At 63.1% G+C, this 24716-nt stretch carries 24 protein-coding genes and 1 tRNA gene; 7 read left to right on the plus strand and 18 right to left on the minus strand.

The features are described from left to right. Positions 1-739: 739 nt before the first annotated feature. The 4 genes from AC1DVM_RS11850 to AC1DVM_RS11865 form a co-directional block, all read right to left on the minus strand. Complete coding sequence (locus AC1DVM_RS11850) at positions 740-1132, minus strand: VOC family protein (protein WP_477254634.1); 393 nt, start codon at positions 1130-1132, stop codon at positions 740-742. Between the two features lie 318 nt (positions 1133-1450). Continuing rightward, entirely contained in the window at positions 1451-2605 is a 1155-nt protein-coding gene (locus tag AC1DVM_RS11855; protein WP_477254635.1) for an acyltransferase family protein, read from the minus strand. Between the two features lie 242 nt (positions 2606-2847). Then, positions 2848-2922 (minus strand) — tRNA-Gly (locus tag AC1DVM_RS11860). Between the two features lie 61 nt (positions 2923-2983). After that, entirely contained in the window at positions 2984-4075 is a 1092-nt protein-coding gene (locus AC1DVM_RS11865; RefSeq protein ID WP_477254636.1) for a 2'-deoxycytidine 5'-triphosphate deaminase, read from the minus strand. Between the two features lie 221 nt (positions 4076-4296). Here AC1DVM_RS11865 and apaG point away from each other — a divergent pair, with 221 nt between their 5' ends. Together apaG and argE are read left to right on the plus strand one after the other, a co-directional pair. Further along, complete coding sequence (gene apaG / locus AC1DVM_RS11870; protein ID WP_477254665.1) at positions 4297-4689, plus strand: Co2+/Mg2+ efflux protein ApaG; 393 nt, start codon at positions 4297-4299, stop codon at positions 4687-4689. A 7-nt stretch (positions 4690-4696) separates the two neighbouring features. Continuing rightward, positions 4697-5869 carry an acetylornithine deacetylase gene (argE, locus tag AC1DVM_RS11875; protein ID WP_477254637.1) on the plus strand — a complete coding sequence of 391 codons (1173 nt, stop codon included), beginning with the start codon at positions 4697-4699 and terminating at the stop codon, positions 5867-5869. A 9-nt stretch (positions 5870-5878) separates the two neighbouring features. Here the strand turns inward: argE and AC1DVM_RS11880 are convergent, their stop codons facing one another. Genes AC1DVM_RS11880 through AC1DVM_RS11890 form a run of 3 tightly spaced genes read right to left on the minus strand, consistent with a single transcriptional unit; the run spans position 5879 to position 8999 of the window. Beyond that, the gene (locus tag AC1DVM_RS11880; protein WP_477254638.1) at positions 5879-6871 is read right to left on the minus strand and encodes an Hsp33 family molecular chaperone; all 993 of its coding nucleotides are present in this window, start codon (positions 6869-6871) and stop codon (positions 5879-5881) included. After that, positions 6868-7794, minus strand: coding sequence for an ornithine carbamoyltransferase (gene argF, locus AC1DVM_RS11885; RefSeq protein ID WP_477254639.1), 927 nt, complete (start codon positions 7792-7794; stop codon positions 6868-6870). The genes AC1DVM_RS11880 and argF overlap by 4 nt, the downstream gene beginning before the upstream one ends. Beyond that, entirely contained in the window at positions 7791-8999 is a 1209-nt protein-coding gene (locus AC1DVM_RS11890) for an acetylornithine transaminase (RefSeq protein WP_477254640.1), read from the minus strand. Before AC1DVM_RS11890 ends, argF begins: the two co-directional genes overlap by 4 nt. A gap of 369 nt (positions 9000-9368) precedes the next feature. On the opposite strand from AC1DVM_RS11890, the gene AC1DVM_RS11895 reads away from it, so the two are divergent. Further along, a complete protein-coding gene (locus AC1DVM_RS11895) occupies positions 9369-9896 on the plus strand; it encodes a GcrA family cell cycle regulator (RefSeq protein WP_477254641.1) in 528 nt (175 codons plus the stop codon). A 39-nt stretch (positions 9897-9935) separates the two neighbouring features. Here AC1DVM_RS11895 and phoB read toward each other — a convergent pair whose 3' ends face one another. The 8 genes from phoB to AC1DVM_RS11935 form a co-directional block, all read right to left on the minus strand. Beyond that, complete coding sequence (gene phoB, locus AC1DVM_RS11900; protein WP_477254642.1) at positions 9936-10637, minus strand: phosphate regulon transcriptional regulator PhoB; 702 nt, start codon at positions 10635-10637, stop codon at positions 9936-9938. Between the two features lies 1 nt (position 10638). Next, a complete protein-coding gene (gene phoU / locus AC1DVM_RS11905) occupies positions 10639-11352 on the minus strand; it encodes a phosphate signaling complex protein PhoU (RefSeq protein WP_477254643.1) in 714 nt (237 codons plus the stop codon). A 22-nt stretch (positions 11353-11374) separates the two neighbouring features. Beyond that, positions 11375-12193, minus strand: coding sequence for a phosphate ABC transporter ATP-binding protein PstB (gene pstB, locus AC1DVM_RS11910; RefSeq protein ID WP_477254644.1), 819 nt, complete (start codon positions 12191-12193; stop codon positions 11375-11377). After that, positions 12190-13077, minus strand: a complete 888-nt coding sequence (gene pstA, locus AC1DVM_RS11915) for a phosphate ABC transporter permease PstA (protein ID WP_477254666.1) — start codon at positions 13075-13077, stop codon at positions 12190-12192. Before pstA ends, pstB begins: the two co-directional genes overlap by 4 nt. 15 nt (positions 13078-13092) lie before the next feature. Continuing rightward, on the minus strand, positions 13093-14070 hold the full coding sequence (gene pstC, locus AC1DVM_RS11920) for a phosphate ABC transporter permease subunit PstC (RefSeq protein ID WP_477254645.1): 978 nt from the start codon (positions 14068-14070) through the stop codon (positions 13093-13095). A gap of 32 nt (positions 14071-14102) precedes the next feature. Continuing rightward, entirely contained in the window at positions 14103-15083 is a 981-nt protein-coding gene (gene pstS, locus AC1DVM_RS11925; RefSeq protein ID WP_477254667.1) for a phosphate ABC transporter substrate-binding protein PstS, read from the minus strand. Positions 15084-15278: 195 nt separating this feature from the next. After that, complete coding sequence (locus AC1DVM_RS11930; RefSeq protein WP_477254646.1) at positions 15279-16571, minus strand: ATP-binding protein; 1293 nt, start codon at positions 16569-16571, stop codon at positions 15279-15281. 72 nt (positions 16572-16643) lie between these two features. Then, a complete protein-coding gene (locus tag AC1DVM_RS11935; RefSeq protein WP_477254647.1) occupies positions 16644-17696 on the minus strand; it encodes a lysylphosphatidylglycerol synthase domain-containing protein in 1053 nt (350 codons plus the stop codon). A 251-nt stretch (positions 17697-17947) separates the two neighbouring features. On the opposite strand from AC1DVM_RS11935, the gene AC1DVM_RS11940 reads away from it, so the two are divergent. The 3 genes from AC1DVM_RS11940 to AC1DVM_RS11950 are packed head-to-tail and all read left to right on the plus strand — an operon-like array spanning position 17948 to position 21367. Beyond that, complete coding sequence (locus AC1DVM_RS11940; protein ID WP_477254648.1) at positions 17948-19330, plus strand: sensor histidine kinase; 1383 nt, start codon at positions 17948-17950, stop codon at positions 19328-19330. Between the two features lie 25 nt (positions 19331-19355). Continuing rightward, positions 19356-19901 carry a bifunctional adenosylcobinamide kinase/adenosylcobinamide-phosphate guanylyltransferase gene (gene cobU / locus AC1DVM_RS11945; RefSeq protein WP_477254649.1) on the plus strand — a complete coding sequence of 182 codons (546 nt, stop codon included), beginning with the start codon at positions 19356-19358 and terminating at the stop codon, positions 19899-19901. Next, positions 19898-21367 carry a cobyric acid synthase gene (locus tag AC1DVM_RS11950; protein ID WP_477254650.1) on the plus strand — a complete coding sequence of 490 codons (1470 nt, stop codon included), beginning with the start codon at positions 19898-19900 and terminating at the stop codon, positions 21365-21367. The genes cobU and AC1DVM_RS11950 overlap by 4 nt, the downstream gene beginning before the upstream one ends. On the opposite strand, the gene AC1DVM_RS11955 is transcribed toward AC1DVM_RS11950, so the two are convergent. Both AC1DVM_RS11955 and cbiB read right to left on the minus strand, forming a co-directional pair. Further along, positions 21368-22231, minus strand: coding sequence for an ABC transporter substrate-binding protein (locus AC1DVM_RS11955; protein ID WP_477254651.1), 864 nt, complete (start codon positions 22229-22231; stop codon positions 21368-21370). It lies immediately after the preceding gene. A 14-nt stretch (positions 22232-22245) separates the two neighbouring features. Continuing rightward, positions 22246-23229, minus strand: coding sequence for an adenosylcobinamide-phosphate synthase CbiB (gene cbiB, locus AC1DVM_RS11960; protein ID WP_477254652.1), 984 nt, complete (start codon positions 23227-23229; stop codon positions 22246-22248). A gap of 19 nt (positions 23230-23248) precedes the next feature. Here cbiB and cobD point away from each other — a divergent pair, with 19 nt between their 5' ends. Further along, entirely contained in the window at positions 23249-24241 is a 993-nt protein-coding gene (gene cobD / locus AC1DVM_RS11965) for a threonine-phosphate decarboxylase CobD (RefSeq protein WP_477254653.1), read from the plus strand. Here the strand turns inward: cobD and AC1DVM_RS11970 are convergent. After that, positions 24219-24644, minus strand: a complete 426-nt coding sequence (locus tag AC1DVM_RS11970) for a GNAT family N-acetyltransferase (RefSeq protein WP_477254654.1) — start codon at positions 24642-24644, stop codon at positions 24219-24221. The genes cobD and AC1DVM_RS11970 overlap by 23 nt on opposite strands. Positions 24645-24716: the final 72 nt, after the last annotated feature.

Raw genomic sequence — 24716 nt, forward strand, 5'->3', positions numbered from 1 at the left:
ACCTCAGCGTTTCCACCAAAGTAATTCTCACCAAAAACGTAGACTTGGTCGGTATCTGTCGGTCTGTCCGTAAACAGACCCGCAAGGACACCGCCGTCCACGCTTCTCTTTCTTTCTTCACTTGTCAAAGAGCAATGCGCCAAAGGCGCCCGAAGGAAACAGCGACCAGCACCGGAACAATCATTCCGGCAGAGGCCGCCCCAACACCTCGGAGAGAACGAAGCGCCGTGGCGCCCCGTCGATGAAGATGGTCTACAGGAGGCCCTCTTCGGTGTCAACAGCGGATCAGAATTTTTTTCAGCGATCCGTGTATTCGTTCCGTCGTCATCTATTCTAGGCAAGCAACACCGTTCGCACGGAACGATAGTTCCTTGCGTTGCTCAAGTAACGAGAGATCCAGGATCGCTCGAAACCATCCTAATGTTCGTCAGAGGAGCCGTTCGGTCTGCCTAATCTACTAGGGACCCTGGCTCGTGCCGTCGACCAGACCCCTGTCTTGGGACCCGATCCGGACCGACAGGCAACTGGGCTGAAGATGCCCCGAAGCGTCGATGCCGCTGTTCGTGTGATGCTCGCCCAGACCAGAAGTCCGGCGGGACGCGGATATGTCCCCTGCCGGCCGGCATGTCAACACGACCCCGGGCAAAATCTTCGCTACAATATCACTGGCGAGATGGAAAACCTTTGTTTCACAGATGCTTGGCAAATTTAAAGATACCTAGATCCGGGGTTGTGATCCTTATCCAACCCGAGTGGATATCCACCAGATATTGCCGGCGGGGTCACGCACCCCGCTGCGGCGGTCTTCATCGTCTCTCTGCCCCGGCGCCTGAATGGACACGCCCCCAGCCTCGAGCGCCCTTGCATAGGCCGCATCCACGTCCGGCACATAGACATGAAGCCAGACGGGAAAGGCCGGGTATTCGTCGGAGCTGTCCGACAGCATGACGACAGAATCGTCGATCCGCAGTTCCGCATGCATGATCCGGCCGTCCGGCCGATCTTTCTTGCGAAGGATTTCCGCATGGAACGTGGCTTTGACGAACTTGATCACGCGGTGCGCTTCGTCGGCCATCATATAGACGGCCACGCTGGCGTAGCCATCAGGCTTGTAGGCGAGGTTTCCGGGCACTTTTCCCTCCGACGCATGGAAATGAAATCGTGTGCCAATGCCAAATAGGGCGCGGCATCCCCGTGGCGACCCGAGGCAGCTTCTCGGACCGGACTTCCACTTAACCTTTCATTAACCGGACGAGCGCAGGCTTTACGAACGGGAGGCACTGTCGAGTCGCATTCTCGCTATGGCGCAATGCAAAACCCGCCGCTGCCTCCCGCCCATCCTTTGYGGCCCGCGATTTTAGCCTGGATCGCCCACGAGGGGTGCAGCGCTTCGTATTTTCGCCCGACACTTCATCTTCAAATGGAGACAGCAGGGTGTGCTGTTTGATTCTCAGGCCGCACGGGCTCCCGCGTTAAAATATCGAGACAGGCTGCGCCTGAGTGTCGCGGTGTTCCGCTCGAAGCACCAGTAGAAGAAAAGCGAACCAAGGATGCACAGCACCACACGCAAGACGAACTGCGCCGCGGTGATCAACGAGATTTCGCTCGCCTGCGGCATCCAGATCTGCAGGACTTCGTTGATGGGAAAATGGAAGAGATACAACGAGTAGGAGAAGCTCGCCAAAGCGGCGGCGGGCCTTCGCAGAGCGCTCAATTTGCGCGTCACGCGCTCGCTCCCGAGCAACGGCAGCATCAGGCAGAGCCCGATGCAAAGCAAACTCGCGCCGTCGATCCCTTTCGGCAGCGGGAGATTCTCGAAGATCTTGGTCGGCACGGTGAGCTGATTGAAAAACGCCCCGACACCCATCAGAAAAAGGCCGAGCATGAACAGTATCTCGCGCTTCCGAAGGACGCGGAACAGGGATGCTACGGCGCCCAATCCCCAGAACAGAAAATAGCGGCTGTCGAGAACCGCCATACTGAACGTTCCGGCGGATAACAGCGCCACCGACCAAAGGTTGGGGCCCCGCGAGAAGATATAAGCAAGTGCCCCGCCGATGACGTAAAACCAGATCTCATATGCAAGCGACCAGAGCGGGCGATTCTCGACCATTGTCTCGGTGAGGACTCCGTTCAACCCGAGGATATTGGCGAGAATTTCAAGAAGGCCCAGCGAGTGCCCCAAGACCAGAATTCCGACGGCCGCCGAGATGGCCACCGCCGGGACGAGGGGCAGAAAGATCCGCGATACCCGATCGATCGTGTATGACACCCAGTCGAAACGTTCGTTCATGACGCGCGCTACGATCTGACCGCCAACGAGAAGGCCGCTCAAAACAAAAAACACCAGCACGGCTTCGTTGCCGCTGCGCGTCAGACCATAGAACAGCGCGGTCAACAGGCCGCGGCCCTCGACCGGGAGCGCCGTATAATCCACAAAAGCGGTCTGCCGCACATGCACGAGCACAACCAGCAATGCCGCAAGGCCCCGAAGCAGGTCGAAGGCCACGATCGGCGCATGAGAGCTGCTGGAACCCGGCGGTTGCTCTACGAGGGTGTCCAGCACATTCGGGGCATGCCGTCCCGACGGCGGTCGCGCAGACACGACGCCCTTCCCACCCAAATTCCTGTCGAGATCTGAGATCCGCATCGCGGTGGGTCTCCGGTGCCGGCGAATCTAGCCCCAAATCCCCCGACCGGGCCGGAGCATTCGGGCTATTGCGCGCACCATAGGCGGTAGCGTCAAAGCTCATTTTCAATGTTCGACGTGTGATTTTTTTTGGCGAGGGCGCCGGGCCCGGGCAAACAATCCGACAAGCGGGAGAATTTATCCTCGGAACCGCAATTTGGAGCGGGCGATGGGAATCGAACCCACGACATTCAGCTTGGGAAGCTGACGTTCTACCTCTGAACTACGCCCGCGCGACCCTATCCATAGCCGTCCCGGCCCCGTTGCCGCAAGCCCGTTTCGCTTGCCGGTCCCTCAGCGAAAGTGCTTGGAGAGTTTCAGGCTCTGCGCCTGATAGTTCGAGCCTGCCCCCGAGCCGTAGAGCACCTTCGGCCTCTCGGCCATTCGTTCATAAACCAGCCTGCCGACGATCTGACCGTCTTCCAGGATGAACGGGACATCCCGGGAGCGGACTTCGAGCACCGCGCGTGCCCCCTCGCCCCCTGCGGCCGCATGACCGAAGCCGGGGTCGAAAAATCCCGCATAATGGACGCGGAACTCGCCCACCAGAGGATCAAAGGGCACCATTTCGGCCGCGTAATCCGGGGGGACGTGCACGGCTTCCTTGGAGGCGAGGATGTAGAACTGGCCAGGATCGAGGATCAGCGTCCGGCCCGGATTGGCGTAAAGAGGCTCCCAGAAATCGGAGGCCAGACAGGACCCTGGCTTGTCCACATCGACCAATCCGGTATGTCGTTTGGCGCGATACCCGATCAGATGCTCGTCACCGAAGCCTGCCAGATCGACACTGACGGCGACCCCGTCCTGAATCGAGGGCTCGGCGGAGGTGACGACCCGCTCCCGTTCGTGGAGCGCGTGGAGTTCTGCGTCGCTGAGGCGCACCGATCCCTTGCGAAGGCGCAGTTGCGACAGGCGGGTGCCCGTGCGGACAAGAACCGGAAAGGTCCTTGGAGAGATTTCGGCGAACAATTGCCCGTCATAGCCGGCACCGATGGTGTCGAATTCCTGCGACCGATCGGTGATGACGCGGGTGAACACGTCGATACGCCCGGTCGAACTCTTGGGGTTTGCCGCCGCCGACAGGTCGGACGGAAGCGAGAGGCTTTCCTGAAGCTCCGCGATATAGACGCTGCCGGTCTCCAGAATGGCGCCGGCCGTCAGGTCGATCTCGTGATAACTGAGCTGGACGAGCCGGTCCCGGACCGTGTGGTTGCGACCGGGCAGGAAGCTTGCCCGCACGCGATACGCGCGCTTGCCCAATCGCAGGTCGAGGCTCGCGGGCTGGATCTGATCGGGCGCGAACGGAGTTTCGGGCCTGATGACCCCGGCCTGAGCGAGGCGCTCGATGGCGTCGGCCGATTGAATCCCATCCTTTAAGGCGACCATGAGCTCTTTTCCGGTTTGATCCCCCTCCCTAGCGTAGAAGCGTCCGAAGGGCCAAGAGGAGATCGGGGGTCCTCAACCGTCTTGTGGCCGCCTTACAACGAGCGATCGCCTCGAGATCCTACTCGCCTTGACGGTCGATCGGCGTCAGAATTGACGAGATGCAGCGTCCGTCCTACGACGACGGGACGATTGTAACGATGAGCGTTCTTCGAGAGACCCCGATGTACAAGGCCGTAACCCGGGGCATCAGCGTGGCGGTTACGCCCCGTTACATGCCGGAAGAATCGTCCCCGCAAGAGGAGCGGTATTTCTTCGCCTACACGGTCGAAATCATCAATACGGGCACGGAGCGGGTGCAGTTGCGCTCGCGACACTGGAAAATCATGGACGAGCGAGGGAATGTGCAGGAGGTCCGCGGGCCGGGCGTCGTCGGCGAGCAGCCGATCCTTGGCCCGGGCGAAAGCTTCAGCTACACGAGCGGGTGCCCGCTGCCAACCCGCAGCGGAACCATGCAGGGCTCCTACGTGATGGAAACCGAGAACGGCCACACGTTCACGGCGGAGATTCCGCTTTTTTCTCTCGATATCCCACAGGCAAAGCGCCTGGTGCATTGAGGTTTTGATGTCTGCCAACGGCCAGCGGTTCACGCCGCTCGAGATGCTCGCGCGCCTCGTATCGTTCGATACGGAAAGCGCCAAGACCAACCTTCCGCTCATTCTTTTCGTCGAAAACTATCTTGCCGGCTGGAACGTGCCGTTCATCCGKCTACCAAATGAGACGGGCGACAAGGCTGCGCTCTACGCCACGATCGGCCCGCGGGATCGTGGCGGCGTCGTGCTCTCGGGCCATACCGACGTGGTGCCTGTGAAGGGACAGAATTGGACGACCGACCCGTTCACCCTGCGGGTTGAGGATGGAAAGGCTTTCGGCCGGGGCGCCGTGGACATGAAGGCATTTGCTGCCATCGCGCTGGCGCTTGTGCCGGAATTTCTCGCCGCGGATCTCAAGACACCRATCCACATCATGCTGTCCTACGACGAAGAGACCACGTGCCTCGGCGTCATCGACGCGATCAAAAGGCTCGGCGTCGATCTCCCGCTGCCGAAAGCCGCCATCGTGGGGGAGCCGACCGAACTTGAAGTGGTCGACGCGCACAAGAGCGTTGTCACGTTCACCACGGAGGTGCATGGCTTCGAGGCGCATTCGTCGAAACCTTATCTCGGCGCCAGCGCCGTCATGACCGCCGCCGAACTGATCGGCGAGCTCAATCGGATCGGCGACGAAATGATGGAGAGCGGCGATCCCAGCGGCCGGTTCGATCCACCCTACACGACAGTGCATGTAGGAACGATTTCGGGTGGAAACGCACGAAACATCATCTCCAAGCATTGCACTTTCCAATGGGAGTTTCGGGGTTTGCCGAGCCTCGATCCGAAAGAGATTCCAGCCCGCCTCGAGCGTTTCGCAAACGAGGTCGCGCTGAAGCGTCTCAACCGTTTCGGCACATGGGGTCGCATCGAGACGACGCTTGCGGTCGCTGTGCCGGGCCTTGCGCCCGAGCCGGGCTCCGCTGCCGAAAACATGGTGCTGAGACTGGCCGGCAGGAACCGGACGCAAACCGTTCCGTTCGGCACCGAAGCGGGTCATTACCAGAAGGCCGGCATTCCAACGGTCGTTTGCGGCCCGGGTTCGATCAACCAGGCGCATCAGCCCGATGAATACATCTCGCTGGAGCAGATAGACGCCGGTACCGCGTTCATGCGCCGGCTTGCCGCGCTCTGCGCGGCCGCGTAGGACCGCGTTCTATTCGGTCTCGGACCGCGCGATTTCCTTTTCGACCTGAGCCGGGTCGAGATCGTAGAAACGCGAGCAGAACTCGCACGTGATGCCGATGCGTCCGTTATCGCCCACCATGTCGCGTCGATCCTCCGGCGAGAACCGCCGCATCATCGACATCACGCGGGTCTCAGAACAACGGCATTCCTCGTGAACGCTCTGACCATCGAACACGCGCACGCCGTGTTCGTGGAACAGACGATAAAGCAAACGCTCGCTCGACACCGCCGGATCGATAAGCTCATGATCTTCGACGGTGTGAATCAGCGCCTTCGCTTCCGCCCACGCGTCGTCGTCGCTCAATTCGCCGATCGCGTGCGACGGGTGGCCTTCCGGGATGTCTCCCGGCGACAAATCAGCCTGGCGCATCCGTTCGGGAGATGTGGGCAGGAACTGAACCATCACGCCGCCCGCGCGATAGGTGTGGCGGCCGTTTTCGAATTGCTCGGCCACGGCCAGACGCACGCGCGTGGGAATCTGCTCGGATTGCCGGAAATACTCGTGGGCCGCTTCCTCGAACCCCTGCCCCTCCAGCGCCACGACGCCCTGGTACCGGCTCTGATCGGTTCCTTGATCGATGGTCATGGCAAGATAGCCGGACCCGATCAGCTCACCGGTTTTCGGGCCGTTCGCCGCCATGGCGTCAAGACGTTCCTGGTCGAAACGCGCCGTTGCGCGAAGGCGGTCAGGCGCGTCGAAATCGACCACGACCATCTCGATGGGACCATCGGTCTTGGTCTGGAGCTGAAAGCGACCCTGGAATTTGAGCGACGAGCCGAGCAGCACCGTCAAAGCCGCCGCTTCTCCAAGAACCCGCGAGACCGCATCGGGATATTTGTGGCGCGAGATGATCGTGTCGATGGACTCTCCGAGCCGCACGATGCGACCGCGCACATCCAGCGGCTCCACGGCGAACGGGAGGGCGATATCATCGCTGCCTTCGAAGGGAGCTCCACTCATGCGCCAGGCGCTCCCATGCACCAGGCCAAAATTCCCTTTTGAGCATGAAGACGGTTCTCGGCCTCGTCGAAGACGACCGAACGCGGGCCGTCCATGATCTCGTCCGTGACTTCCTCACCGCGATGCGCGGGAAGGCAATGCATGAAGACCRCATCCTTGTCGGCGACGCCCATCAACGCATTGTTGACCTGGTAGGGTTTCAGCAGATTGTGCCGGCGGAATTCATCCTCGTCACCCATGGAAACCCAGCAATCGGTCACGATCGCATGGGCACCCTCGGCGGCCTCGAACGCATCCGTCGTCACCGCGATCTCAGCGCCTTCCTTTCTGGCCCAGGCGAGAAGCTCCGGGCGAGGTGCGAGTTCGGGCGGCGACGCGATATTGAGTTTGAAGTCGAGCCGCGCGGCGGCGTGGACCCATGAGGCCAGAACGTTGTTGGCATCGCCCGTCCAGGCGATCGTACGGCCGGCGATGGATCCGCGATGCTCTTCGAAGGTCATGACGTCGGCCATGATCTGGCATGGATGGGTCATTTTGGTCAGGCCATTGATCACGGGAATCGATGCCGCTTCAGCAAGTTCCGTGACCATTGCGTGGTCGAGGGTGCGGATCATGATGGCGTCCACGTAGCGCGACAGCACCCGGGCCGTGTCGGCGATGGTTTCGCCGCGGCCGAGTTGCATTTCCCGACCGGTCAGCATCAGGGTTTCGCCGCCGAGTTCGCGCATTCCCACGTCGAACGACACGCGCGTGCGGGTCGAGGGCTTGTCGAACACCATCGCCAGCACCTTGCCCTCGAGCGGCCGGTCGGTGGAGCGCTCGCCCTTGCGACGCTTCGCCTTGATGGCGCTGCCCACATTGAGGACGTGCCGGATCTGCTCGCCCGAGAAATCGCTGAGATCGAGGAAATGACGGGTCGTCATAGGGCTGCTCCGCGCTGCTCGTCGTCCTTGAGACCGGCTTCCAGCTCGGTGCACACTGCCTCCAGCCGCTCGATCGCCTCGGTGATTTCGGAATCCGATATGATCAGGGGCGGCAGAAGTCGCACGACGTTGTCRCCCGCGCCGATGAGAATGATCTTGTGCGCGAGAGCAGTCTTGACGAAATCGGTGTTGGGCACCCGCGTCTTGATGCCCATCATCAGGCCCTGCCCGCGAATTTCGGCGATGATCCGGGGGTGGCGGTCATTGAGCGATGCGAGCCGCTGCTTGAGAAGCAGGCCCATCTGTTCGACCCGCTCCAGAAAACCGGGCGCCAGAACGACGTCGAGGACCGCGTTCCCCACGGCCATGGCCAGCGGATTGCCGCCGAACGTGGTCCCGTGGGATCCGAACGTCATCCCCTTCGCGGCGTCGCGGGTCGCCAGGCAAGCTCCCATGGGGAAGCCGCCGCCGATCCCCTTCGCGGACGACAGGATATCCGGCGTCACGCCGGTATGCTCATGCGCGAAGAGCTTGCCGGTTCTGCCAATGCCAGTCTGGATCTCGTCGAAAATCAAAAGAATTCCGTGCTCGTCGCAAAGCTCGCGCAGGGCGCGCAGGAAGGTGGCCGGCACCGGCCGAACACCGCCCTCGCCCTGGATCGGCTCGATCATCAAGGCGGCGGTGTCGGGGCCGATCGCGGACTTCAGAGCCGGAATGTCGCCGAACGGGACCTGGTCGAACCCTTCGACTTTCGGTCCGAAGCCCTCGAGATACTTGGCCTGACCGCCGGCGGCGAGCGTCGCCAGAGTCCGGCCGTGGAAAGCTCCCTCAAAGGTGATGATGCGGAAGCGGTTGGGATTGCCGCTCGACGCGTGGAACTTGCGCGCCATCTTGATGGCGGCCTCATTGGCCTCGGCCCCGGAATTCGAGAAGAACACCACATCGGCGAAGCTGTGATCCACAAGCCGCTGCGCCAGACGCTCACCTTCCGGGATCTGGTAGAGGTTCGATGTATGCCACAGCTTGCCGGCCTGCTCGGTCAGCGCCTGGACCAGATGCGGGTGCGCGTGGCCGAGGGCGTTGACCGCGATGCCGGCGCCGAAATCGAGATATCGCTCGCCATCTCGGCCCACGAGCCAGGCTCCCTCCCCTCTTTCAAAGGAAAGATCGGCGCGGGCGTAAGTCTGCAGCAAGGGCGATGTCACGAGGTCGTCTCCGCCTGGATGGGCCAATGGTCACAGGGTGGGCCCGAAAAAGAAAGCGCCGCCCAGAAGGAGGCGGCAAGCTTTCGATTCTAATGTGAGGGCCAACGCTGTCAATTCAAGAGAAATGATCTAAAGCATCGCTTGTCGAAATGTCGGCGAAACGAGTTCCCTGGGGAAAACGCCCCCCCTTGTGCGGGGACTCTTGCGTCGGAGTCCACCGATCTAGTAACTTCGGGGCCGTCGAGTACGACATTCGTGCGGCGGCTTTCACCCCCAGGAGAGATCCTCGCGACGCGGTCACACCTTTGTCCGCGCAGCATAAGGGATTCAATCCGGCTCAAGAGCGGCCCCGATGGAAGGCAGTAAAAAATGACAGACGCGGGCATCAGTTGGACGGACGAGAGGGTCGAGCTTCTGAAGAAGCTCTGGAGCGACGGCTTGAGCGCAAGCCAGATCGCCACCGAACTCGGCAACGTGACCCGCAATGCGGTGATCGGAAAAGTCCATCGCCTCGGACTTTCCGGCCGCGCCAAGGACAAGGCCGCGGCCGCGCAACGTCCGCGCAAGGCGGCTCGCTCCCCGAGCGCGCCCGTTGCGATCCCGCCACAGAACCGCACCAACGTGATCATGGCCCCGGTGCCGCGCCCGCTCGTCATCCATGAAGAACCGGCGGTTCCGGCGGAGGACGATCTGGGAATTCCGGTCTCCGAGCGCGTGACCATCATGGAGTTGCGCGAGTCCATGTGCCGCTGGCCCATGGGGGATCCCACCAAAGCCGAATTCCGGTTCTGCGGCGCACGGTCGGTCAGCAGCCTCCCCTATTGCGACCATCACGCGCGCGTCGCCTATCAGCCCGTCGCCGACCGCAAGCGCGAGCGCAAGTTCGCTCGCGGCTAACGGCCGGGGCGTGCGAGGCGCCGCTGCCTGCGCACCGCCTTATTCGCTTCGCGCGAATGTCTCGTCGAACGAGTAGCCGGCACCACGCACGGTCCGGATCGGATCCGGTCTCCGCGGAAGGCTGATCGCCTTGCGAAGCCGGCCCACATGCACGTCCACCGTGCGCTCATCGATATAGACGTCCTGTCCCCACACGGCATTGAGAAGATGCTCGCGGCTGAAAACGCGCCCCGGGCTTCGCATGAGAAATTCCAGCAGGCGAAACTCCGTCGGGCCGAGCTGCAGCTCCTTGCCGTCGCGTCGCGCGCGATGGGTTTCCCGGTCGAGCTCCATATCGCCCGCCGTGAGAAGGGTCGAGATATGGGTGGGCTTGGTGCGGCGCAGAAGCGCGCGAACGCGGGCGAGAAGCTCCGGCACCGAGAACGGCTTGACGATGTAATCGTCCGCGCCCGTCGAGAGCCCGCGAATTCGATCGCCCTCCTCGCCGCGCGCCGTCAGCATGATGATCGGCATTCGCTCGGTCTCGGGGCGCACGCGGATGCGGCGGCATAATTCGATGCCCGAGAGGCCGGGCAGCATCCAGTCGAGCAGGACGAGATCGGGGATTTGTTCGCGAAGGCGGATTTCGGCCTCGTCGCCGCGCGCCACGCTGTCGACGTCGTATCCTTCGGCCTCCAGGTTGTAGCGCAGCAGCAGGGTCAGAGGCTCTTCGTCCTCGACGATCAGAACGCGCGGTCCCATGTCAGGCTCCGATCCCGACCGTGGCATCGATCGAGCGGTCGTTCTTCGGCCGATCGAGAGCAAGGTTCTCGCCGGTGACGAGGTAATGCACCGTCTCGGCGATATTCGTCGTGTGATCGCCGATGCGCTCGATGTTCTTGGCACAGAACAGAAGGTGCGTGCAGAACGAGATATTGCGCGGATCTTCCATCATGTAGGTCAGAAGCTCGCGGAAGACCGACGTGTAGAGCGCATCGATCGCCCCATCCCGACGCCAGACGTCGACGGCCTTGACGGTGTCCTGTTGTGCGTAGGCATCGAGCACGTCCTTGAGTTGCGCCAGGACGAGGTCGGTCATGTGCTGCACGCCGGCGGCGATTTTCTGCGGATGGAGCTGTCCACCGATGGCAAGGGCCCGCTTGGCGATATTCTTCGCGAGGTCGCCGATCCGCTCCACGTCTCCCGACACGCGGATGGCTGAAATCGTCTCGCGAAGATCGACGGCGAGCGGTTGCCGGCGGGCGATCGTCAGGATGGCGCTCTCCTCGACCTCACGCTGGAGAATGTCGAGGCGGCTGTCCGATGCGATCACCGTCTGAGCTAGGGGCTGATCGCCCCGAAGAAGCGCCGCGATGGACTCGACCAGCATTTTTTCGGCGATGCCGCCCATCTCCGAGATGCGGCGCCGCAGGTCCTGCAGGTCGTTGTCATAGGAACTGACGATGTGCTCCGACATGGAAGTCTCCGATGAAGCCGGGTCAGCCGAAGCGACCGGTGATGTAATCCTGCGTCTGTTTTTTGGTCGGCGTCATGAACATTTTGTTGGTGGGGCCGAACTCGACCAGCTCACCCAGATACATGAAGGCCGTGAACTGCGAGATGCGGGCGGCCTGCTGCATGTTGTGGGTGACGATGACGATGGTGAATTCCGTCCGCAGCTGCTCGATCAGCTCCTCGATCTTGCCCGTCGAGATGGGATCGAGCGCGGAGGTCGGTTCATCGAGGAGAATGACTTCCGGGTTCTGAGCGATCGTACGCGCGATGCAGAGGCGCTGCTGTTGCCCGCCCGACAGGCCGAGCCCCGATTGACGGAGCTTGTCCTTCGCCTCGTTCCACAGCGCCGCCTTTTTCAGCGCCTCCTCGACGCGACCGTCGAGCTCGGACTTCGGCAGTTTCTCGTACAGGCGAATGCCGAACGCGATGTTGTCGTAGATCGACATGGGAAATGGCGTCGGCTTCTGAAACACCATGCCGACCCGCGCACGCAATTCGTTCACGTCCACCGAAGACGAGAGAACATTCTGGCCGTCCAGTATGATTTGGCCATCCGCGCGCTGATCCGGATACAGGCTGTAGATGCGGTTGAAGGTGCGCAGCAGCGTCGATTTTCCGCACCCCGACGGCCCGATGAGCGCCGTAACCTGGCGATCGTGGAAGTTCAGCGAGACGTTTTTCAGCGCCTGGGCATCGCCATAGAAGAAGTTGAGGTCGCGCACCGCAATCCGGATCGGCGCATCGGCATCCGCCGCCGCCGCATGGCCGATGGCGCTGCTTGTGTTGACGGCGATTGGGCTCATCGAGCGGGATCCCTTTTCACGATCAGGCGTGCAACGACGGACAGCGCCAGAATCGACATGGTGATGAGGAGGGCGCCGGCCCAGGCAAGTTCGCGCCAGTTCTCGTAGGGCGCGAGGGCGAATTGGTAGATCATGACCGGCAGGTTCGAGACGCCGCCCATCAGGTTGCCCTTGAACCAAAAATTGTTGTTCAGCGCCGTGAAGAGCAATGGCGCGGTCTCGCCGGCGATGCGCGCCGTGGCAAGAAGCACGCCCGTGACCATGCCGGCGCGCGCCGCCCGCCAGCTCACCTGCATGATGACCGTGGACAGGGGCGCGCCCAACGCGGCTCCCGCCTCGCGTAAGGAGGCGGGCACGAGACGCAGCATGTCTTCGGTGGTGCGCACGATCACCGGAACAGCGATGATGGCGAGTGCGACGCCTCCCGCCCAGCCCGAATAGCTGCCCATCGGTTGGACCATGAGCGTATAGACGAATAAGCCGATGAGGATGCTCGGGGCTGCCAGCAGAACGTCATTCAGGAAGCGGATCGTCTCTGCCAGCTTCGAACCCTTGCCATATTCGGCCAGATAAGTGCCGGCCAGAACACCGACCGGCGTGGCAACGACGATCCCCAGAAAGGTGAGGATCAGGCTTCCCACCAGCGCATTGGCGATTCCGCCCCCCTGCGTGCCCGGTCCGGGGGTCGTCTGCGTGAAGAGCGCAGGTGAAAAACCGCTCACGCCTTCGATCAGCAGCATCAGCAATATCCACCCGAGAAAGAACGCGCCCAGCATGGTGAAGAGTGCGCAGATCACCTTCAGCGCGCGATCGGCCATATATCGGCTGCGGCGCACGCGACCCCAGGGCTTGGCGGAAGTCATGCGAGCATTCTTTGAGACCATGTCCATGATCGCCTCCTAGCGGGCGTTGACGCGGGCGATCAGAACGCGCGCCAGCACAAGGACCGCGAAGGTCACCAGAAACAGGATGCAGCCCAGCGCCATCAGCGCGTTGAGCTGAAGTCCGAGGGCCTCGTTGAATTCATTGGCGATGCGCGACGCGATCGTCGATCCGGGATCGAAGAGCGACGCAGAGAGGCGGTTGGCGTTGCCGACCACGAAGGTCACGGCCATCGTCTCACCGAGCGCGCGGCCAAGACCCAGCATGACCGCGCCGATGATGCTCACGCCGGCCTGTGGCAGCAGCACATGGCGCACGACCTCCCACGTGGTGCAACCGATCCCGTAGGCACTCTCCCGCAGGATCGGCGGCATCTGGTCGAAAATATCGCGCGTAATCGAGGCCACGAACGGAATGATCATCACCGCGAGAATGATGCCCGCGGTGAGAACACCGACGCCCGAAGGCACGCTCGCATGCAGAATGGTCCCGACGATCGGAAGTCCTTCCACGAGGTTCGACACCGGAATCTGGACAAATCTTGCAAAGAGGGGTGCGAAGACGAAGAGGCCCCACATGCCGTAGATGATGCTCGGCACGGCGGCCAGCAGCTCGATGGTCGTGGCGACGGGCCGCTTGAGCCAGGGCGGGCAGAGCTGTGTGAGAAAGATCGCGATGCCGAGCGATACGGGGACACCGATCACAAGCGCGATGAGCGCGGTGGTGAGGGTTCCGACGACGGCGACCCAAGCGCCGTATTGGTCGCGCTGCACGTCCCAGACGCTCGACGTGATGAAACCAAGGCCGAACTCGCGAAACGCCGGGAGGCCGCCATAGATCATCGAAACGAGAATGCCCGCCAGCACGATCAACACCAGCAGCGCCGAACCGAGACTCGCGAAGCGGAAGAACCGGTCGAAGCTCTTTGGCGGCGAGCGGCGGACAGGAGCGCTCTTGCGCGTCGTCGCGAGACGTTCTTGCGAGAGAGCTACCATCCGCCGATCCGATTCCTGCAAATGCGCCGGGTTTACTTCTTGACGACCGGTTGGCCCGACTTGTCCTTGATGTCGCTTGCCCAGGTTGCGCGCACGGTATCCTTTACCTGTGCGGGGAGCGGCACGTAGTCGAGCTCTGTGGCCAACTTATCGCCGTTCTGGAACGCCCAGTCGAAGAATTTCAGAGCTTCGGCAACCTGTTCGGGCTTTTCGGGGCTCTTGGGCACGAGGATGAAGGTCGGCGCGGTGATCGGCCAGGCTTCATCGCCGGGCTGGTTGGTCAGCGAAATGCCATAGCCGGGCTCTTTCTTCCAATCGGCGCCCGCCGCGGCGGCCTGGAACGTCTTGGCGTCCGGCGTCACGAACTTTCCATCCTTGTTCTGGATTTGCGCGAACGGAATGCTGTTCTGCTTGGCATAGGCGAATTCCACATAGCCGATGGCATTGGGAACCTGTTTGACGAGAGCCGCAACGCCTTCATTGCCCTTGCCGCCCTGACCCACCGGCCACTGCACGGATGCGCCGGCGCCGGGTCCGCTCTTCCAGCTTTCGGAAACCTGCGACAGATAGGTGGTGAACACGCTGGTGGTGCCCGATCCGTCCGAGCGATAGACGGCGGTGATCGTTGCCTCGGGCAGCTTCACGCCGTCGTTAGTCTTCGTGATCCTGGCATCGTTCCACTTGGTGATCTTGCCGTTGAAGATGTCGGCGAGGACGTCGCCGGTCAGCTTGAGCTTGCCGGATTCGACCCCCGGGATGTTGTACACGGCGACGACGCCGCCCATCACCATGGGAAACTGCACGAACCCGTCCTTGTCGAGTTCCTGGCCCTTCAGCGGAGCGTCGGTGGCGCCGAAATCGACCGTCTTGGCGCGGATCTGGCGAATGCCGCCGCTCGAGCCGATCGACTGGTAGTTCAGGCTGTTATTGGTCTCTTTCTTGTAGGCCTCGGCCCATTTCGCATAAACCGGGAACGGAAACGTCGCGCCCGCGCCGGTGATTTCGGCGGCCATGGCGGCGCTCGGCAGAGAGGCGGCGAGGAGGCCGGCCACGACGGCGAAGGGTAGGAATTTCACGAGACATCTCCTTGTTCACAGAAGCGGGGGTCGTGAATAACGCGTCTGACCCTGCCGCACCGGACACCTACGGGCTCTCAATGTCGGGTCTACGACAGTTGGATGACAGTTCCGTGACACTCGACAGGGGGCTCAGGCGGCGCGGGAATCGGCCTCCGGGAACCTCACCACGAAGCAGGCGCCGGCGCCCGGCTCGCTCTCGATTTCCAGGCTGCCCCGGTGACGGTTCACAATGTGCTTTACGATGGCGAGTCCCAGTCCCGTGCCGCCCTTCTGGCGGCTCTGCTCCACATCGACGCGATAGAAACGCTCGGTCAGCCGTGGCAGGTGTTCGGGCGCGATGCCGGGTCCGTAATCGCGCACGCTGAGGACGGCCTGTCCGCGTCCGTCCGGTGCCTGGGCGCGGCCGAGCGCAACATCCACCTTGCCGCCTCCCTCGCCGTATTTCGCCGCATTGGTGATGAGGTTCTCCAGCAGGCGCAAAAGTTCGTCCCTGTCGCCGAGCACGATGACGGGCCCGGGCGGAAGCTCGGCGTGGAGCGCCACGCCACGGTCGCGCGCGAGCGCCGTCAGGGCCTCGATCATCTGGCGCGCGATATCCGCCAGATCCACGCGGGAGGTCGGGGGAACGTGGAGCCGCATCTCGATGCGCGACAACGACAGCAAGTCGTCGATGAGCCGCGTCATCCGCTGCGCCTGCTGGCGCATGATGTCGAGAAAGCGCTCGCGGGCCGCCGGGTCGTTGCGGGCCGGGCCTTGCAGGGTTTCGACGAAGCCGAGCAACGATGCCAGCGGGGTGCGCAGTTCGTGGCTGGCATTGGCGACGAAATCCGTCCGCATGGCTTCCAGACGGCGCGCCGACGTGAGGTCGCGGAAAAACAGCACCACCCCGGAGCGCGCGTCGCGATCGAGCGCCTCCGAACGGAGGGGGCCGATATGAACCTCGAAAGTCCGCTCGCTGGGCACATGCTCCGAATATTCGACGCGCAGCGGCTCGCTGGAGGCCAGAACGGCGTCGATGCCGTCGAGGACGACGGGAGAGCGGAGAGCAAAGGACAGTGGGTGACCGAGCTTCAGCCCCGGCAGAAGGAGACGGGCGGCTTCATTGGCTTCGACCACCAGGGCGCGCTGATCGACGAGGATCACGGGATCGGGAATATGGGCCAGAACGGCGTCGGCGACGCCGGGGTTCCGTCCCGCATCGGGCGCAATCGCCCGAAATGGGCCGATCCGGCGCTTTGGCGCCAGAATTGCGCTGAGGGCGATCCCGACGATGCCGGAGGCGGCGAGGAGCACGCTCAATTGACCCGTAAAGGCCGCGGTCGCGAGCACGACCAGGCACGCGAGAGCGGCGCTTCGCACCGCCAAGGCAATGCCAGACCCTTTCGGGTAGGCTGTCTGGCCGCTTTCGGTGGTCTCAATCATATCCGTCCAGAGATGCGCAGAAGAGACCGCCTGAGTAATGCGCCCGGAGAAAAGAGTCATCCGGCGATCGTCTTACGCCGCCTCGACCTCTTCCTGCTCCTCGTCCTCCCTGAAGGCCGCCCGGGACGATTTGATCCGGTTGCGGATTTCGTAGGCGCCGAGGAATGCCAGCGCGACCACGAAAGGCACGAGGTAATAGCAAAGGCGGTAGAGCAGCAGGGCCCCCAGAACCGGCTCGCGCGGGTAGCTCGAAAGGGCGAGGAGGATTGTCGCCTCGAAGACGCCGAGACCACCCGGCGCATGGCTCGCGACGCCGAGCATCACGGCGAAGATGTAGATGGCCAGAAAGGTTTCGAACCCGATATTGTGCCCCCCCGGCAGGAGGACGAACAGCACGGCGGCGCCCGCGCAAACGTCCGCGGCGCCAATGAGCATCTGCGCGACGGTGAGCCTGAACCCGGGCAATTCGAGCCGCCATCCCTGGATCTTGACCGCCCGGCGTTTCAGCGAAACCCACGCCAGATAGGCCACGACCAGGATCGCGGCGATCAGGCCGATGAGCTGATTGATCCAGATATTCGTGTAGACGAGGCTCGAGACCTCAGGGGCCTGGCGGATCATGCTCCAGGCGAGAACCAGTGTCATGCCGAGCCAGAACGTCACGCCGGCGATCACCGTCAGGCTCGCGACCCGCCCCGCGCTCAGGCCACGGGGAGCGTAAATCCAATACCGGACCGTCCCCGCCGTCAGAAGGGGAAACCCGAGCGTGAAACTGACGGCGTAGCTCGTAAAGGAGGCCAGCGCCGTGGTGCGATAGGGAATATGGACCTTGATCTGCCGCAGCGCGATGGCGTCGTAGCAGGTGAGCAGGCTGTAGCTGACGGCCGTCAGCAGGATCGCAAGCCCGATCTGCCTCACGCTCGCGGCCGTGAAGGCCGTCTTCAACTCCTCGACATCGATGCCGGACACGACATGCCACAGGACCACGAGCGAGGCGGCGAACAGGGTCACGCTGGCCGCCATGCCGATCCACGCGAAGCGGCGTGACCGCCGTTCCTTGGGATGAAGCGCCTCGACGGAGGTCATCTCCGGTGCGGGCAAGGGGCGAAGGCTCATGTCGTTCATGAAGTATGGAAACCAGCTCGACTTGCAAAAAGAGGAGACGTCCGGCCGAGAATGCTCTGCATCTAGGGACTCGGAGCGAAAACCACCAGACGCCGGGACGATCGATAATGCTTTCGCCCCCGGCAAGCCACCTTTTGACCCGGGGAAGTCACAGGTTAAGGTTGACGTCGGCGACGGGCTCGGAAAAAAGCCCGTAACTGTGGTTATACTAAGGGGGCCGCCGCCGGTCGGCGGTCCTTCGGGGGAAAGCGGTGGAGTCCAACAACCAAGAGAGCCTCTTCGCTATGCTCGCCGAGCGGCTCCCGCATCTTGTCTGGTGGACCCGGCCGGATGGCTATCATGAATTTTTCAACCGCCGGTGGTATAATCTGACCGGGCTGACGCCCGCTCAGTCGCTGGGACGCCAGTGGCGCGCCGCGATTCACCAGGACGATCTTCCGCAGGTGGATTCCCGTTGGAGCGAGGCTATCGCGTCGGGCCAGCCCTACGAGGCCGAGCATCGCATCAGAACCGCCGCGGGACATTATTGCTGGGCGTTGAGTCGAGGCTTGCCGGACCGCGACGAGGCCGGAAACGTGGTGCGCTGGTTCGGCACCTGCACGATGATCGACGCGCAGAAAAAGGCAGAGGATTCCCGTCGGGTTCTGGAAGATCAATACCGGCTCGCCCTCGATGCGGCCAAACTCGGGACGTGGCGGATCGAGCTGGATACCGGCACGATCAGCTGGGATGCAGGCAGTTGCGCTCTGTTCGGCCTCCCGACTGACAGCCTGATGAGCATGCAATTCGACGACGCGATGGAGCGGATCCATCCCGACGATCGGGAGAATGTCCGCGCCAGGATCGCAGCTGCGACCGCCCCCGGCTCCAACGGTCTCTACGAAGTGGAATGYCGCACCCTTCTGTCCGATGGCACCACACGATGGACGCGGTCCAACGGCCGGGTGTTTTTTGCCGAGAACGAGACCGAGCCGCGCATCGCGGGCCTTTCGGGTGTGGTGAGCGACATTACCGAAAGTCGCCTCGCATCCGACGCCCAGGAACTCCTGACCCGCGAATTGACCCACCGGGTCAAAAATCTCTTTGCCATCGCCAACGGCATGGTGTCGATGACGGCACGGACGGCGAAGGACACCAAGGAGATGGCGACCGCCTTGCGGGGTCGCCTCGGCGCCCTCTCGCGGGCTCACGAACTGGTCCAGCCCGTGGCCGCGTCCTCGTCCGCGCAGGTCGGCCTCGACGAGTTGATCGCCGCGGTACTGTCGCCCTACACCCAGGACGAGTCCTCGAAGGTCGAGGTCGGCGGCCCTCACGTCGGCGTCGGAGCCAACACCACGACCAGCTTGGCGCTGGTACTGCATGAACTCGCCACCAACGCGGCGAAATACGGCTGCCTCTCGCAGCCGCGAGGGCATCTGGCCATCCACTGGACCGCAACGGAAACCGCCGTTGAGGTCACGTGGACCGAGATGGGCGGCCCACGGATCGAAGCGGTGCCGACCTTCGAAGGCTTCGGCAGTCAGTTGGCGCAGCGCAGCATCGCCGGCCAATTGGGCGGCAGCCTCGAACGCGACTGGAACGCCGAAGGTTTATGCGTTCGCATGGTCCTGCCGTTCGATCGCCTATGCCTGTGAGTGCGATCCCTGAAAGGGCTCGCGGATGATTTCATATCGCAGCGCCCTGATCCTCGGCGGCGCCCGTTCGGGGAAAAGCCGCTTCGCGCAGGCGACCGTCGAGGCGGCCTCAAAACAACGCGTCTTCATCGCGACCGCGCAGGCGTTCGACGACGAAATGCAGGAGCGAATTTCCCGACATCAGGCGGATCGCGATGCGCATTGGAAGACCCGGGAGGCGAACCTCGACCTCGTCGATGCGATCCGCTCCGAGGTCGGCCCGAACCGCGCCGTCCTCGTCGATTGTCTGACCTTGTGGCTGTCCAATCTGCTACTGGCCGGGAAGGACCCGGATCATGAGACCGACGGACTCATCGAGGCGATCGCATTCGCCACAGGTCCGCTCGTTCTGGTTTCGAATGAAGTCGGCCAGGGAATCGTTCCCGCGACGCCGCTCGGCCGGCTTTTTCGTGACGCCCAGGGACGCCTCAATCAACGGGTGGCGCAGGCCGTGCAAGCGGTCGTGTTCGTCACCGCCGGATGCCCGACCCTGCTGAAACCCACCCCCTATTTCGATCTCAAACTCGCATGAGCCTCCGCATACCCGCCATCATGATCCAGGGCACCGGATCCAATGTGGGCAAATCGTTGCTGGTTGCTGGCCTGTGCCGCCACTTCGCCCGGCAAGGCCTGCGCGTGCGGCCGTTCAAGCCGCAGAACATGTCGAACAATGCTGCCGCCGTTGAAGGTGGCGAGATCGGCCGTGCGCAGGCTCTGCAGGCGCGAGCAGCGATGGTGCAGCCGAACGTGCACATGAATCCCGTGCTGCTGAAGCCCGAAACGGATCGCCGCTCGCAGATCATCGTGCAGGGCCAGCGCTTCGGCCGGCTGGAGGCTGAGACGTACCGTCAGCGCGGCGCGCTCCTGCCCTTCGTGCTCGACAGTTTTGCGCAGCTGGGCGCAAGGGCGGACCTGATCGTGGTCGAAGGCGCGGGCAGTCCGGCCGAGACCAATCTACGCCACGGCGATATCGCCAATATGGGATTTGCAGCCGCCGCGAACGTTCCGGTGATCCTTGCCGGCGATATCGACCGAGGCGGCGTGATCGCAAGCCTCGTGGGCACGCACACGGTCCTTGACGATGAAGACAGACGTCGCATCCGCGGCTTTCTCATCAACAAATTTCGTGGCGATGCGACGCTTTTTGCCGATGGCATCGAGACGATCGAAAAAAGAACGGGCTGGCCCTCGCTCGGCATCCTTCCTTGGTTACCGCACGCCCATACCTTGCCGGCCGAGGACGCGCTCGATATGGCGTCGGCTCCGCGCGAAGGGGCGGCCATCAAGATCGCGGTGCCAATGCTGCCGCGGATTGCGAATTTCGACGATCTCGACCCGCTCAAGCTTGATCCAACCGTCGACCTGAGAATCGTTTCTCCCGGCACGCCATTGCCGCTCGACGCTCACCTGATCATCATTCCGGGCTCGAAAGCGACGATCGCCGATCTCGGTTTTCTGCGCCAGCAGGGTTGGCACATCGATCTTGCGGCGCATGTGCGCCGTGGCGGGCAAGTGCTGGGATTGTGCGGCGGCTATCAGATGCTCGGGCGGACGCTTTCCGACCCCGATGGGATCGAAGGACCGGCGGGGACATGCGAGGGTTTGGGTCTCCTCGCCGTCGACACCGTCCTCACGAACGACAAGACCGTACGACCGGTTATGGCGCGACACGCGGCAAGCAACCTCGAACTCGAGGCTTATGAAATCCATCTCGGCGTCACCACGGGTGTCGACACGAAACAAGCACCGTTTCGGTGCGACGGCGCGGTGGAAGGCGCCATGTCGGCGGATGGCCGCATCATCGGCACCTACCTGCACGGCCTGTTCACCACGGACGCATTCCGCGAAGTCTTTCTCGGTTCGCTCACCGCCGACCGGCAGCCCACCGGATTTCGCTACGGCGCGGAAGTCGAAGCCAGCCTCGAGGCCTTGGCGGATCATGTCGGAGAGCATCTCGACACCGCACGATTGCTCGAAATCGCACGGGAGAGAGTCTAGTCATCGAATTTTTGCGCGAACCTGCGCCGCCAGTGCGTCTATGAGGGCAGGCGTCGATGGGCCGCCGCAGAGCGACAAGGCGCCGGCGACGAAAAGGCGCCTTTCGGGCGTGACCGCCGCCGCCAGCGCCGGATGCGTGAGCAACGCCGATCCATTGTCGACCGCGCGCGCGGAATCCTCGTCGAGCAGGAGAAAATCGGGTGGCGACGAGACGATGGTCTCCAATCGCACGACGCCGCCGCGTTTCAGCCCCAGCGCATCCTGATGCAGCACGAAACCCATATGGCGGAGAATCTCGCCGACGAGGGAGTCCGATGCCGGCACCCACCCCCGCCGATAATAGACCAGGATGCTGCGACCGGGCGGCACGATATTCGCTGAGCGCGCCAGCGCATCGTCAATCTCCGCGATTACGCTTTCGCCGCGATCCGCGTGACCGAGGCGCTTCGCCAACGACATGATCTGCTCGCGTCCGTGAGCGAGGGAACGCCACGGCTCGAGCGTCTCAACGTTGAAGCCTTGTCGACGCAGCAGCGCCGTGCGGGCCTGCTGCCCGAACGTTCCGGTGACGACCAGATCCGCCCCGCTGAACAGAATCGATTCTCCCTTCCCGTCATTCGCCGCAACCGCACGCGCCTCCCCGGCGAGATGCGACATCGCAGGGTCACGTGAGAGCGGGCTAAGGGAGCCAATCTGGTGCGGAGCCGCCAATCGCAGCAGAAGTTGATCGGCACAGAGATTGAGTGAGACCACGCGACCGGGACGCTCGGCCGCGATAGCCGCAATCGTTACCCAGGTGGAGAGCATCGGGATGGCGATGAAGCAAACGCCGAAGCGCCGGCGGCTTTCCTTGGCGTTCCACATTCCCGAGACTCGCCTCATCCCCATGAAAGCCATACGAGCAGCAGCGCTATCGCACCCGCCTCAATCGCGCAGGCGACACGATAGACCCGAAGCGCCGCCAGGATATCGACGGACGTCGCATCGGCTCGCCCCCTGCCCATCCATCCATCGTCGACCAACACCCCATCGTAGGTTCGCGGACCGGCCAATCGCAATCCCAAGGCTCCGGCCATCGCGGCCTCCGGCCAACCGGCATTCGGTGAGCGATGGCGGCGCGCATCGCGCCAGACGGCCTTGGCCGATGTGACCGCGCTGCACCCTGGCAGCAGCGCCGCCGCAAGAATGATCAGGAGCGCGGCGAGCCGGGAGGCCGGCAGATTGACGAGGTCGTCGAGGCGAGCCGCGGACCAGCCATAGGCCGCGTAGCGGGGGCTGCGATGGCCGATCATGCTGTCGGCCGTGTTGATGGTCTTGTAGGCGACAGCCGCCGGGAGCCCGCCCCCAGCCATGTAGAGAACCGGCGCCACAATCCCGTCCGAGAAGTTCTCCGCGAGACTCTCGATGGCGGCGCGCGCCACGGCGGGAGCGTCGAGGGATTGCGGGTCCCGTCCAACGATGTGGGCGATGGCCTCTCGCCCGTGCTGGAGATCGACGGCAAGACCCGCCGCCACATCTGCGACGTGATCATGGAGGCTTCGTTGGGCAAGCAGGCTGCTTCCCAGCAGACCGAGTGCCAGGAAAGCCGCGCCGTCGAGGACCAGCGAGATCACTCGGACCATTCCAACCGCCACGGCAACGGTCACCGTAAGCGTCACGACCAGCGCCACTATGCCGAGAAAGCGCCGTTCGGTTGGCGACCTGTCGGACGAGTTCAAGCGCTTTTCCAAAAAGTCGATCAGCGCCCCGATCCACGTAACCGGATGCCCGATGGTCTTGAATATGCGCGCCGGATAGCCGAAGCAGATCTCGATCGCGAGCGCCGTCAACGCGGTCAGCATGGTGGCAAGAAGGAACGGCATCGGGCCCGGAGCATTTGGCGTGAATCACGGCGGCAACCTTCATGACGCAAAAGCGCTCTTCCCGAAAGCGCCGGAGCCCTGGATCGACCTTTCGACCGGGATCAACCCGACTGCCTACCCGTTCTCCCCCATCGAGCCCGATGCTTTCACCCGATTGCCGTCGGCCCAGACGGTCCTCGATCTGGAGCGGATCGCAGCGCGTGCCTACGGCGTTGCCGATCCTGGGCGGGTCGTCGCCGCATCCGGTTCGCAGATTCTCATCGAGTTGCTTCCGCGACTTCGTCCCAAGGGCCGCGTCGCGGTCGTGGGCCCCACCTACAACGAGCACGCCGCCTGCTGGCAACGCCACGGGCATTCCTGCACCATCGTCGACACGCTCGCCGCCGCCGTTGCAGGGCGGCCCGACGTTGTCGTGGCGGTCAATCCTAACAACCCCGACGGGCGCGTCATCCCGGCGGCTGATCTGGAGAAAGCGGCGGCCACGCTCGCGCAAACCGGCGGATGGCTCGTTATCGACGAGGCATTCGCGGATTTCGAAGAGAGCGTGTCGGTGGCCCATCGCAATCTGCCCGCAACGATCATTCTGCGATCGTTCGGAAAAACCTACGGCCTTGCCGGTCTCAGGCTTGGCTTCGCCATCGCGCCGCAAGGATTGAGCGAGAGCATCCGTGGCGCTCTCGGCTTGTGGTCGATTTCCGGGCCTGCGCTGGCGATCGGAGCCGCGGCGCTTGCCGATTCCTCATGGATCACCGCCCAGGCGCTGGCGCTTCGCCAGGCCGTCATCCACCTCGATGGCATGCTCCTGAGCAGTGGTTTCGACGTCGTCGGCGGCACGCTTCTGTTTCGCCTGGCGCGGCATCCGGACGCCGCATCGAAGTTCGAGTCCCTTGCCCGCGCCGGCATCTGGGTGCGGAAGTTTCCTCACGATTCCAGCATTCTTCGCTTCGGCATCCCGACGCAGGAGGCCGTTGGGCGTCTCGAAAATGCGCTCAGGCGAGAATCTTCCGCATGAAGAAGCGCGGATAAATCGGGCCGTCGCCTTCGAGTTGGCCGAACACCTCGAAGCCGAGCCCCTCGTAAAACGGCCGCGCCTGAAACGCATAGGTGTCGAGCCACATGTGATCGCAGCCGCGCCGCCGCGCTTCCACCTCCGCCGCGCCGATGAGCCGCGCGCCAATCCCCTGGCGGCGGAAGGCTTCCGGCACAACCAGCATGTCGATATGAAAGCCGCCCCAGCGTGACTGGGCCCAGAGACCGCCCAGGGTCTCGCGGGTTTCGGGATGCTGAAGCACGACGGCGAATTCGCGATTATCCGGCGCGCCGACCGCTTGCGTGGTGAACCGGCGCAGTTCCGCAAGCGCACGGTCATATTCGGCCGCAGGCGGATCGTCCGTCTCGATGAAAATCAACTCCACGGCCTGACCCTGCCCGTTACGTCCCAGCGGCACCTTCCAAGCACACGGTGTTTCGGGATGTCAAACGCCGCC

The sequence above is a fragment of the Microvirga sp. P4_A5 genome, from assembly GCF_056402495.1.